This is a genomic window from Levilactobacillus zymae (assembly GCF_032190635.1).
In the GTDB taxonomy this organism is placed as follows: Bacteria; Bacillota; Bacilli; order Lactobacillales; family Lactobacillaceae; genus Levilactobacillus; species Levilactobacillus zymae_A.
The window spans coordinates 2,296,913-2,309,441 of sequence record NZ_JAVLAS010000001.1 but is presented as its reverse complement, the minus strand read 5'-3'; the positions used below and the strand labels follow the sequence as shown (position 1 = coordinate 2,309,441).

Annotated in this window: 9 protein-coding genes; 7 read left to right on the top strand and 2 right to left on the bottom strand. The window is 53.8% G+C overall.

Translation table 11 applies throughout. From position 1 onward, the window contains the following. Positions 1-2 precede the first annotated feature (2 nt). The 4 genes from RI501_RS11045 (at position 3) to RI501_RS11030 (ending at position 5,128) form a co-directional block, all read left to right on the top strand. Positions 3-1,265: an NAD(P)H-dependent oxidoreductase gene (locus RI501_RS11045; protein WP_313822568.1), complete on the top strand. Its 1,263-nt coding sequence runs from the start codon at positions 3-5 to the stop codon at positions 1,263-1,265. Between the two features lie 556 nt (positions 1,266-1,821). Beyond that, positions 1,822-3,093 (top strand): serine--tRNA ligase, encoded by a 1,272-nt coding sequence (serS, locus tag RI501_RS11040; protein WP_313822566.1) that lies wholly within the window; start codon positions 1,822-1,824, stop codon positions 3,091-3,093. Between the two features lie 152 nt (positions 3,094-3,245). Continuing rightward, on the top strand, positions 3,246-3,905 hold the full coding sequence (locus tag RI501_RS11035; protein ID WP_313822564.1) for a hypothetical protein: 660 nt from the start codon (positions 3,246-3,248) through the stop codon (positions 3,903-3,905). 83 nt (positions 3,906-3,988) lie between these two features. Beyond that, positions 3,989-5,128 carry a glycosyl hydrolase family 8 gene (locus tag RI501_RS11030; protein ID WP_313822562.1) on the top strand — a complete coding sequence of 380 codons (1,140 nt, stop codon included), beginning with the start codon at positions 3,989-3,991 and terminating at the stop codon, positions 5,126-5,128. Between the two features lie 159 nt (positions 5,129-5,287). Here RI501_RS11030 and RI501_RS11025 read toward each other — a convergent pair whose 3' ends face one another. Together RI501_RS11025 and RI501_RS11020 are read right to left on the bottom strand one after the other, a co-directional pair. Continuing rightward, complete coding sequence (locus tag RI501_RS11025; RefSeq protein WP_313822560.1) at positions 5,288-6,238, bottom strand: GH25 family lysozyme; 951 nt, start codon at positions 6,236-6,238, stop codon at positions 5,288-5,290. A gap of 140 nt (positions 6,239-6,378) precedes the next feature. Next, positions 6,379-7,311, bottom strand: coding sequence for a reprolysin-like metallopeptidase (locus RI501_RS11020; RefSeq protein WP_313822558.1), 933 nt, complete (start codon positions 7,309-7,311; stop codon positions 6,379-6,381). 218 nt (positions 7,312-7,529) lie between these two features. Here RI501_RS11020 and RI501_RS11015 point away from each other — a divergent pair, with 218 nt between their 5' ends. From RI501_RS11015 to RI501_RS11005, 3 genes are read left to right on the top strand one after another with little or no spacing between them, the layout of a single operon-like run. Further along, positions 7,530-8,099: a DNA-3-methyladenine glycosylase I gene (locus tag RI501_RS11015; RefSeq protein ID WP_313822556.1), complete on the top strand. Its 570-nt coding sequence runs from the start codon at positions 7,530-7,532 to the stop codon at positions 8,097-8,099. A 3-nt stretch (positions 8,100-8,102) separates the two neighbouring features. Next, positions 8,103-9,233, top strand: a complete 1,131-nt coding sequence (locus RI501_RS11010; protein WP_313822554.1) for an exonuclease SbcCD subunit D — start codon at positions 8,103-8,105, stop codon at positions 9,231-9,233. Further along, the gene (locus tag RI501_RS11005; protein WP_313822552.1) at positions 9,234-12,401 is read left to right on the top strand and encodes an SMC family ATPase; all 3,168 of its coding nucleotides are present in this window, start codon (positions 9,234-9,236) and stop codon (positions 12,399-12,401) included. The last annotated feature ends 128 nt before the right edge of the window (positions 12,402-12,529 follow it).

The following is a 12,529-nucleotide window of genomic DNA, read 5'->3' as shown; positions in this document are numbered from 1 at the left end:
GCATGAAATTAGTAGGAATTGCTGGCTCAGTAGCCGATAAATCATATAATCGAATTCTCTTAAAGTACATGGCCACTCATTTTAGCGACTTAGCCGATATTGAAATGTTGGACATTAAGGACGTGCCGCTATTTAACGAAAGCGATGACCAGACCGAAAGCGATGCCATCCAATACTTGAAGCGCAAGATTGAAAGCGCTGACGGGGTCGTGATTGCGACGCCGGAACACAACCACACCACCACGGCAAGTCTTAAGAGTGTGATCGAATGGTTATCCTACAAGATTCACCCGTTGGACGGGAAACCGGTCATGATCGTCGGCGCTTCCTATTACGATCAAGGGTCGTCACGGGCACAATTAAATCTGCGGCAAATCCTGGAAGCCCCCGGGGTTAACGCGGTGGTCTTGCCGGGTAACGAATTTCTGTTAGGCGAAGTGAAGGATGCCTTTGATGAAAACGACAACTTGAAGGATTCCGGAACCGTTAACTTCTTGCAGTCCACCCTTCAAAAATTCGTGAAGTTTGTGAAGGTAATTAATACCTTGAATCACCCGGAGGACACCGGTGCGGAAAGCGAAGACTTGAACGCAACCGGTAAGATTGCGACCACGGTCGAGGGCGTGGACATGGCGGCGCCGGATTGGGTGGAACAGGCCGCTGAAAAGACGCACGCGGCTGCGGGTAACGACTACGTCAAGTTGGATCGGGGGTTACTGACGGTCGATCAATTGAACGCCTTTCTGAACTCGATGCCATTGGAATTAACCTACGCCGATAGCAATAATCAATTTATCTACTACAATAAGATGGCGCCGGCCGAGAAGATGTTGGCTGCCCGGACGCCGGACCAAGCGGGGAACCCACTCGCGATGGTTCACCCGAAGAACGCCCGCGTGGTTAAGCACGTCAAGGAAGTCATTCACGCCTTGCGGACGGGGCAAGTGCCAGAAGTCAGCATGCCGGTTCCGGGCAACACCGCGGACAAGTACATCGTGCACAATTACCGCGCCATGCACGACGAACAAGGACACTACATGGGAGTCAACGAATACGTTCAAGACATCATGCCGACCATCAAATGGTACTTAGCCAAGACGGGACAAAAGCTTGAGGGGAACCCCGATGCCACGACCAGTGCGTCGGTCAACGCGGATGCTCCCGCAGCAGACACCACGTCAAGTGCGTCCGTCGATGAAGCGGCTAGTGAACCCGCCGAAGCCCCGGCGACGGATGCAGATTCTAGTGCGTCCATCAACGATTAAGTCGATTACTCGGATTTTAACAAGCAGTAGGAAGTTTCTCGATTTTTCCGGGAATTTTCTTGCTGCTTTTCCATTGCTCGGGGTGACTTTGAATGACTCGCGCCAAAATGTGCGGACGCAGGCAGCGGTTCCGCTTGCCGTCGTTAGTCCGGCCGGTTACTTTAGTCAGTAACGTCTGCTGGATTGGTCCGCGCCCAAGGACTGCGACCGTCGACCGGCAATGGCGGCTAGCCATGGTTTGACAAACGTCGGGAAGCGGCGGTACATTAGACGTAGATATTGAAAGCGCGAACATGGTCGTTAGTAGACTTCGGCCGGTTGTCCAGAGAGCTAAACGGTGCTGCGAGGTTAGCCAACCTAAGAAGTCGAATCCCCGACCTAAGCGCTTGTCTCCGAGCGAAGGAGACACGGCGAGACGTTATCCTCGTGAGCGGACCCTCATTTAGGCCCGAAGTTGGGTGGTACCACGTTAATGTGTTGAGCGACGTCCCATGACCGGTGATCCGGTCGTGGGGCGTTTTTTTAGTATCGTTTGTCAAGAAAGGAAGTTTTGTCAATGTTAGATCCTAAGTATGTTCGGACTCATGCTGAAACGGTAAAGACGAAGTTGCAAACGCGGGGCGTGGACCCCAACGAAATTGACGAGTATTTGACCCTCGATCGGCAAAATCGGGAGGCGATTACCCGCGCCGAAACACTCAAAAAGCAGAAAAATGAATTGAGCCGGCAGGTGGGTCAGGCCGATTCCCAATCTGCGGCGGGCCAAGCCTTGATCCAGCAAGTGAAGGCCTTAAATCAGGAGTTGAAGTCGACGGAGGCGGCGCAAGAAGAGGTGGCCGAACGGCTGCACTACATCGCGGTGCGGCTCCCCAATCTGCCGGCGGACGGTCTTCCCGTGGGTCCCGACGAGAATAGTGACGTCGAAGACCGTAAGTGGGGCACGATTCCGACCTTTGACTTTGCCCCCAAAGCCCATTGGGAATTAGGGGAACGGCTGGGAATTCTCGATTTTGAACGGGCGGCCAAGGTTTCCGGGGCCCGGTTCGTCTATTATAAGGATGCCGGGGCACAGTTGGAGCGTGCGCTGTACTGCTTCATGCTGGATCTGCACACCCAAAAACAAGGGTATCACGAGGTCATTCCACCGTATCTGGTTAACGCCAAGACCATGTTTGGCACGGGTCAGTTTCCGAAGTTTAAGGAAGACGTGTACACCGTGGAAACGACGGGCGAAACCTTAATTCCGACGGCCGAAGTGCCCCTGACTAACTATTACGCCAACGAAATCTTGACCGAAGATCAGTTGCCAACTTACCTAACGGCCATGACGCCGTGTTTCCGGTCTGAAGCCGGGAGCGCTGGCCGCGACACCCGGGGATTGATCCGCATGCACCAGTTTCACAAAGTTGAGATGGTCAAGTTCTGCCGGCCTGAGGATTCTTACGATGAATTGGAGAAGTTGACCGACAACGCCGAAGAGGTCTTACGGGAACTGGAACTGCCGTACCACGTCATTACGTTATCGACCGGGGATCTAGGCTTTTCGTCCGCTAAGACTTACGATATCGAGGTCTGGATGCCGGAACAAAACGTTTACCGGGAAATTAGTTCTTGCTCCAATTGTTTAGACTTCCAGGCCCGCCGAGCCATGATTCGGTACCGCAAGGCCGACGGGACCGTGGCGTACGTTCACACGCTCAATGGTTCTGGCTTGGCGGTTGGCCGTACGGTTGCGGCGATTCTGGAAAATAATCAGCAAGCCGATGGGACCGTTAAGATCCCGGCCGTTCTACAAAAGTACATGGGCGGTTTAACCGTCATTCAATAATTACTTCACTGCGAGTGGAAAATAGGTAAATTGGCTACCGCTAGCGGCATTAACGCGGAATGTGCTGACACAGGAAGTGGCGGTCGAGCGGGGGCGGAACATGGTAAACTAAGGACAAATCGCCATTAAGTCGTTTGTGAGGAGGAATTGTCATGGACTTACCCATTGCGCAAGATTACCTATTATTAACGGAAAAAATTACGAATCGGCCCGTGCTGCGGACCCGGTTTACGGCCCAAGCCTACCTGGTCTTGGCCGCGTTTCTGGATCTGCGGGATCAGCGGCTGTTGATGATCAACGAACAGCACGTGGCGGTACCTAGCGAACCACGTTTGGAGGCGGCCTTACCCGCCAGCTTGCAGATGATTGCTCAGCGATTACAAGCCGCGCGAGCGCAAAGTGACCAGACCGAAGATGTGTTCAAATTGTTGGTTAGCTGGAAACTCGCCAACGCCATTTATGACACGATCGGTCCGGAACTGGAACAACGGGCGCTAGTCGAGAAGGTTATTTTTCAAAATAACCTGATGCCGCACACCATCTACGTCCCAACCGCCGCGGCAAAGCAAGCGTTAACGACCCAACTCGTCCATGAGCTGCAGACGCAAACGCTAACGCCAGCCCATCGGGATTTATTAGTCATTTTCCAACAACTGCAGGCATTAAAGTGGGTCTTACCCGCCGAGCAATTGGCAACGGTGGACGCACAGCTGGCGGCCCAACCCGGCTATGTCCAGATTCAAGCGTTGACCGCAATGGCGGCTCACCGGATTACCATGCGGAAGTTCGAATTAGATTCCTGGTTAAGTTAGGCCATCCGGGGAAAGTTGACCGGTGCGCTGTGACGATTAACGGTGCATACTAGTCGTAGAGAACCGGGAAAGGACGGATCACCATGCAGCGACGAAGATTAGGAAAATTGAGCGGCCTAGTCGGGTTAATTGGCTTAGCGGTCTTAGGGGGCTTGCTGGTCGGGCCACCTAGGACTGCGCAGGCTAAAACCAGTCAGGCGGTCACCTGGTATCGACAGTGGCAACGGGCCTACGTTGGGGGCAAGACCCAGAAGTACGTCCGGATGAACGACGGCCAGGGGCCGACCCGTGCCGTTTCGGAAGGCCAGGGGTATGGAATGTTAGCGGCCGTCTTAGCGGCCAAAAAGGGCGTGAACTCGCACGCGACGTTTAATCAATTTTACCGGTATTATCGGGCCCACCGGATTGCGGGTAACTTACCGTTGATGGCGTGGCAACAAAACCGGCGTAGCGGCAAGCTGACTAGCGTTGGGGGTGAACGCAACAGTGCGACTGATGGGGACTTAGACATTGCCTACGCTTTAATTCTGGCCGATCGGCAGTGGGGAAGTCGGCAGATAAATTATCGTCAAGCGGCATTGTCCTTGTTGAAGGCCATTAAAGCCCACGAAATTAACCCCACGACCCGCTTGCCCTTAATGGGAAATTGGGCAACGAACAGTTATGATCGCAGTAAGTTACGGACCAGCGATCTGATGCCCGGGTACTTCCGGACGTTCGCGAAGTTTACGGGGGACCGCAGTTGGCAGACGGTCGCTAAGCGTAGTCAAACGGTGATCCGCCGGTTGAGTGCGCGCCACAAAACGGGACTGTTTCCCGACTTTATTCGGGTTAGCGGTAAACGGCTTAAGTTCACGACCGTTAAGCCCGGTGAGATCGAATCGGGGACCGATAATCAGTACGGTTATAATGCTTGTCGGGTGCCGTGGCGATTGGCGAAGACCTACCGCCTGACTAAGGATGGCACCACTAAGCGAGCGTTGGCCAAGCAACTAGCCTTCTTCAAGCGGAAGAAAATCGTGACGGCGGTCTATACATTGAGTGGAAGAGCCGTCAACGGTTACACGAACCCGGCGTTTACCGCACCGGTCTACTGGGGGGCTAAAACCCTCAAAAAGACGGCCTTGCAGCACCGCTTACAACGTCAGTTGCCCCGAAAGATTCAAAAAAAGAGCTATTTCGGCGCCACCCTCCAGGTGTTAACGGCCTTGCAATCGGCATAACCATGGGGTTAGCAGCAAGAACCAAGGCGCATTAAACATTAAATTGGCCACCATTTCAACGAAGGAATGGTGGCCAATTTAACGTTGCCGCAGGGGGATTGCTTTGAAAAGTACTAAAAAAGCCGCTCACCGTGGTGAACGACTTAGTTTAGATCATGATTAATAGGTGGAGACGTAAGCTTGGTTGGCCGTGACGTACTTGCCATTAGTTAATTGGAACCGGTAAGCGCCCTTGCTATTCTTGGCGATGGCCTTAACGGCTAACTTAGACCCCGTAGCGACCTTAGTGCCCCGGTGAGCCTTGGTGAAGCTGGTTGATGAGTATTCATAAACCGCCTTCTTGGTCTTGACGCCCTTCACACCGCTGACTGTGGTGTAGTAAGTGGCCTTCGAAGAGCCGTGGGTCGCGCTACCACTGAACCAACTATTAACTACGGACGGCTTTAATGCCTTGTTCAGATCAACGTTGCCGCTGATCCCGGACACGCGACCGGTACTGGTGTATTGCCAGAGGTCAATGGTGACGCCCGGAACGCTAGGCTTAACGGAACTGTACTTGGCGATCCAAGCCCCGTCAAACTTTGAGAAGTTTAACTTGTGAGCGGTCGCGTAGTATTCCCCGGCGTACATAATCAACGGCTTGTTGGTCAGCTTCCGCATGGTCTTCAACCAAGCGTTCACGTAAGTCTGTTCGGATTTCGTCGCCGAACTCATCCGCTTTTCTTCGTCTAGAACAAAGAACTTGGTGTGCTTGTTACTGCGCTTATAAAAATCCTTGGCTTCTTGTTGGGCATCCTTCACGCTGGTGAATTCCGCGAACATGTATTGACCGAATGGGACGCCAGCCTTGTAGGCACCGTTGGCGTTGACGTTACGCTTGGTATCAACCATGTAACCAGCGTCGCCCTTACTCCCGTGTTGCACTCGAATCAGAGCGTACTTTAAGTCCTTAGATGCCTTCGTCCAGTTAATATTCCCTTGGTATTGTGAGACGTCGGCAATCTTGGAGCCCGCCGCACTGGCGGTCGTGGTGTTGAGACCAATTCCCACTGCCACAACGGCTGCCATGGCGGCTAACCCGATACCGAATCGACGTAACTTATTTTGCATAGAAATCCTCCTCAGTCTTCATCGACTTCATTGTACACGGGATTGGCGCAAAGGAGGTTACCGCAAATTTACAATTGATTACAGTTCGATTGCAAAGAAAAACCCACCCCGGACAAAAAACAGGGGTGAGTTCACGGAACTTATTTGTGTGCAGCCACGTAAATCTTTAAGGCGAGTTGTGCCCGGGCCTTATCGGTCGCCGTGACGGGGTTATAACTCTTCATCTTGGTCGTGACTTGCTTATAGCTATAAACCTTGTTGGTGCCACTCTCGTAGTACATCAAATCCTTGGCGTTGGGCGAGTGATCCAGCCCCATGGTGTGTCCGAATTCGTGGGCAATCGTCCCGGCGTATTCGTACATCCGTCCTTGGGCGGCCACGGAATTGTTGATGGCGGTCAACGTCTTGTTGACGGACTGAAAGGCCTTCAACCCCTCCGCAACCTTGGTTTCTTCCTGTTCTAACAACGCACTGTAGTTATTAGCAGCGGGATCGACTCCCTGAGCGGCCAGGTTCTTCTTGGCAGTACTGGTAATGGTGGTATTGTATTGCTTATAGAAGGCGACCTGGTAAGGTTCACTCATTTTCTGAGCAATGTCTTTTTTGGCGTCTTGGTAGTAGGACCACCGAACTTGAACCTTCTTGGTTCCTGGCGTCCACCAGGCATCGCTATTATCGCTCTTGGATGCCTGCGCATGGGAGACCGAGAACGTGAGGGTGTGGTTCTTCTTCGACCCCTTCGTAAATTCTTTCTTACCGAGCTTGTGGTTCCAGTAATCCATCGCCAACTGGACACTCTTCTTGAGTTGCTTATCGGACGTATTGACCCAGACCACGGCCTTACCGTTCTTCTTGAGGGCCGTTTGGGCGTCGTAAACCAACTTGTACTTCTTGCCCAGGGTCTTGGCGTGTTTCCGGTAGTAACTGTTGCTCTTCTTGAGGACGCTGGCCGAGGGTTTAACGCTGGCGGCATGGGCCGTCACGGTGCCACTCACGGCGATGGGCGTCACTAAGAGGACAGCCGCGGCTGCCGCAAATACTGAGCGGACCTTGAATCGTTGTGCGGTACGCATAATAGATAACCTCCTCAAATCCCCAAAACATTTATAGTTGACAATAGCATATGACTTTCCCCGGGGAGGGTCAAGCAAAACAGCTGCGAACTTTATCCAGGAAATTCCCCGTTTAGCGGGCATGGAGCCGGTTTCATGATGAATTGATAGGGGAATGTATGTTCGTTTTGACGATAATCTGGTATAGTAAAGGTAACGATTTTTAAGGAGGAATTGAAATGGTCACACGGTGTCCTTGGGCGGAACAATCTCCCAGTTTGCAACGCTATCACGATACGGAATGGGGCCGGCCACTGCACGATAATCAACAGTTGTTCGAACTGTTGTGTTTGGAAACTTATCAGGCGGGATTGAGCTGGCAAACGGTTTTAAATAAACGAGCGGCATTTCAACGGGCCTTCTATCACTATGATTTGGCACAAGTGGCGGCCATGACGCCGGCGGATCTCGCGCAACTACGCCAGGACGCTAGCATTATTCGTAACCGATTGAAGTTGGCGGCCACGGTCAATAACGCCCAGGTAATCTTGCACTGGCCGGCCGGAAGTGACTTTAGTACTTGGCTGTGGGCCTTTGTGGGCGGTAAACCAATTCGCCACCACTTTACAGCCGCCGATCAGATACCCGCGACTACGGACTTGGCACAGCATATTTCCCGGGAAATGAAGAAACGCGGCTTTAAGTTCGTGGGTCCCACGACCGTGTATTCCTTCTTACAGGCGGCGGGGCTGGTTAACGATCACTTGGTGAGTTGTGATTGGGCCCCTGAACAGCGAAAGGAGTATTAGGATATGCGATTTTTACATACGGCCGATTGGCATATCGGCAAGAAATTGCACGGGTATGACTTGTTGACCGAACAGCGGGATGCTTACCGCCAGATTAAAGCAATTGCGTTGGCCGAACAAGTGGACGCAGTGGTCATTGCGGGGGATTTGTACGACCGGGCTTTGCCGGGAGAAGACGCCGTGGCGGCGTTAGACCAGATGTTGGTGGATCTGAATCGGCAAGAACACCTCCCCATCTTAGCCATCAGTGGCAATCACGATTCGGCGGTTCGCTTAGGCTACGGTCGGGAATGGTTCGCCAGCACGCACTTTTATCTGAAAACAACGGTGGCAGAAGGGTTGCACCCGGTGACGGTGGGCGATACCCAGTTCTTTCTGTTACCCTATTTTGAACCGTTCGCGGTACGCCAATTATTCGATGATCCCGAGATTCGGACGGTGACTCAGGCCATGCAGCGGTTGGTCGGTGAGATGAAGGCAAATTTTGATCCAGCCAAGAAGCACGTCTTAGTGGCGCACTTTTTTGCGGCGGGCAGTCAGCATAGTGATTCCGAAACCCTGGTCCAGGTCGGCGGACTGAATGCCGTCCCCACCGACCTGTTGCGCGATTTCGATTACGTTGCGTTAGGCCATTTACACCGCAAGGAAGCCTTACAAAGCGAACCGACCATGAAGTACAGCGGGTCGCCCTTAAAGTTCTCTACAAGTGAGGCGGCCGATACCAAGGGCGTATGGGTGGTCGATACGGCCACGACGCCGGTGACGGTGACCTTTAAGCCCCTTCAGCCCCTTCACGACCTGGTAGTACTGCGGGACAGCTTTGACCACTTGATGGATACGCAACGGGACTATCCGGTGACCAAGGCGGATTTTGTGGCCATTGAGTTAACGGATACGACGCCCATCTCAAACGTGATGCAGCGACTGAAGACGCGGTTTCCCCGGATCATCGAGCTTACGCGGGTGAACCAATTACAGGTGACGCCCAAAGAACTGACCCCCCAAGAAACCCAACGTGATCCGTTGACGCTAATGGACGACTTCTTCACCCAGGTGACGCAACACGACTTAACGGTCCAGCAGCAGGCGTGGGCCAAGGAAACTTTGCGAGACGCTGAAAAGGGGGATGCTTAGATGACACCACTTAGTTTACATCTTGAGTTCTTCGGTCCGTACCGGGATACGACGGTCGATTTTACGAAATTTACGGCGACCCCGTTGTTTCTGATTAGTGGGAAAACGGGAAGTGGGAAAACAACCATTTTTGATGGGATGTGTTACGCGCTATTCGATCAAACGTCGGGAACCGACCGCGAGGCGACCGCGATGCGTTCAGACTTTGCGACGATCCACGATCGAACCCGAGTAACGTTTGAGTTTACCCACCGCGACCGCCGCTACCAAATCGTGCGTGAACCGGCGCAAACCCTGGCAAAGAAGCGGGGAACGGGGGTGACCCCCGTGACGGCCAGTGTGACGCTAACCGTGTGGCACAACCAGGCCGAAGAGCGGCAGCTTACCAAGATTGGGCAGGTTCGTGAGTTTTTACAGGACCTCCTTCAGATGGATGGGAAGCAATTTGCTCAGATTGTGCTCCTGCCTCAGGGCCAGTTTCGGCGCTTCCTGGTGGCGGATAGTGATGCCAAGGCACAAGTCTTAGAGCAACTTTTCGATACGGAAATCTACGCACGTTGGGCCGAAAAGTTAAAGGCCAAGCTCCGTCAAAGTCAGCAGGCCAATCGTGCGGCCCTGGCAGAACTGACCCACGTGCAAAACGAGCTACAGTGGGATTCGACGAATCAAGCGGCGGCCGCGGATCTGCAGAGTAATCACCAAGCCGACGATTTGTTAAAGTTGATGGCGCAACAACAGGCGACGACCCAAGCTCACGAGCAGGCAACGTTAACCCAGCTGACGACCGCGCAACAAGTGGTTACCCGCCTAACCAAGCAAGAAACGCAAGAGGAACAGTTCCTTGCTGATCAACGACGGTTGGCCGCGGCGCAAACGACGCAAGCAACGCTAATCCAGCGTGAACCGGCAATGGCCCAGCTGCAGACGAAGTTAGCCGAGTTGGAATGGGTTCAAGGAATTCAACCGCACTGGCAGGCTTGGCAGACGGCGCAAGCGGCTGTGAGCCAGCGTCAAGCCAGTCAACAACAGCAAGCGCAACGGGTGACACAGGCGCAGGATGACTTAACCCAAGCCCAAGCTGCTCAGCAAGCCGCGGCGGATCTGCCCGACCAGTTAACGGCACTCCGGGATCAGTTGGCGCGTCAGGCCACCGTCAAACCACTTTACCAACAAATTGCCGCGTTACAGGACCGGCAAACGGCCGCCCAAACAGCTCAGCAGCAGACGCAAGCGGCCGTCCAGCGCTTAACCGCCGCACTACAGGCAACCGCGGCGGCGCAAAAACAGAACCAAGCAATTATTGCGCAACAGGGAACTTGGTATGATCAAAGCCAGGCGCGGCAGCAAACAGCAACGACTTATTCGACCTGGCAACAACGGCTTGCTCAGCTTACCACGGACCGGCAAGCCCTGAAGGATCAGGCCGACCAGCTTACCGACCTCCAAGCACGAGTCACGGTGGCCCAGGATACCGCCGACCAGGCTCAGGCCACCGCAGAAGAGCGGTACCAGGCCCGATTACGGTCCCAGATTGCGGAGCTAAGTGCGCAATTAACGCCGGGGAGTCCGTGTCCCGTGTGTGGGGCAACGACCCACCCGCATCCCGCAACTCATGAGGAAATACCGCCGGTGACGGCTACCCAAGTCAAGCAGGCGCAGCAAGCGGCCACCCAGGCCCAGCAAACCGCCACTCAATTGGCGACTCAGTTGAGTCAAGGCCAGACCACGTTGGCTCGGGACCAAGCGGCCTTTCAAACGGCACTTGCCACGTTACGGCAAGCAATGGTGTCAAGCTTGCCGGTGACGACTGAAACGCCGCTATCGGAGCTAGTGCAATCCCTGACGCAGGCCCAGGATGCGAATCAGCACGAACTCGACCAGGTTAATCAGCAACTGGACCGGGGACGCGCGGCCCAAGCACAACTGGATCGTCTCCAAACGACGGAACGGGCACAGCAGGCAGATTTAACGCAAGCCCAAGCGGCGGCCCAGGCGGCTCAAACCCAATTGGATCGGTTGGATGCCCAGCTGACGACTCAACAAGCCCAATTGCCGGCCGATGCCTTAACGTTGCACGAGTTTAATGAATTAGAAGAAACGCGGCAAGCCCGCTTAGCCGCACTACAACGTAAAGCGGATACCTTACAGCAGCGGGTAACCCAAGCCACGCAAGCCCTAGCGGTAGCTAAGAGCGAGTCGCAAACGGCGACCCATGAGCTGGAACAAAGTGTGCAGCAAGTCGCGACTACCCGGACCACGTTAACACAAGTTCTAGCTAAGCATGAGCTGACCTTAACGGCCACGACAACGGCGACGTTGACTCAGCAGTTAGCCGAGTTGGCCCAGTTGCCGACGTACCGGCAACAACTACAAACCTTCCGAACGGCGCGCACCCAGAATAATGCGACCATTGCCGAACTGCAACAACGCTTGGCCGATCGCCCGCAGCCAGATCGGGATCAAACTCAGACCGCCTTGGCTGCGGCGCAGAAACGGGTGGCTCAGTTGCAGGACGAACGCTATGCGACCCATGAACGGTGGCAACGGAATGCGACGTTGGTCAGTCGATTGCAGCAACAACTGACCAATCAAGCCACAGCCTTACAACAGACTCAGGAATTAGACGAACTCTCGGGTGTGATTAATGGTGATGGGCCGAACAGCAAGTTAGGTCTGGAACGTTACGTGTTACAAACCTACTTACGCCAGATCTTGTTGGTGGGGAACCAACGTCTCCGGCAACTGACTAATGGCCGCTATCAGTTCGTCATCGACGACACGCCTACAGCCGCGAAGAAGTATTCGGGTTTGGAAATCAACGTCTACGATGACCATGTGGGTGAGCAGCGAAGTGTTCATACGCTTTCGGGTGGAGAAAGTTTCATTGCCGCGCTGGCGTTGGCCTTAGCACTGGGGGAGGTCATTCAACGGACTACCGGGAGTGTGGACGTGGATGCTTTGTTCATTGACGAAGGATTTGGCTCACTGGATGAAGACGCGCTAATGACGGCGCTAGAATCCTTGGAGACCGTCGAGGGGCAGCATCGAATGATTGGCATTATCAGTCACGTCAGTGAACTTCGCGCCCAGGTCCCCAACCAGCTACAAGTGATCGCGCAAGGCAACGGCGAGAGCCAACTTAAGTATCAGATTCGTGAAAACGGGTAAAAATGAGCAGATAATTCTACGCTCCCCTAAAACGTTAAAGGGCGGTACGAAGGCATTTCTTCGCTTTTTGCGAAAATGGTTATATAATTAACGATTATTCGTGCAAAACTTCTAAAAAGAGGGTAAAA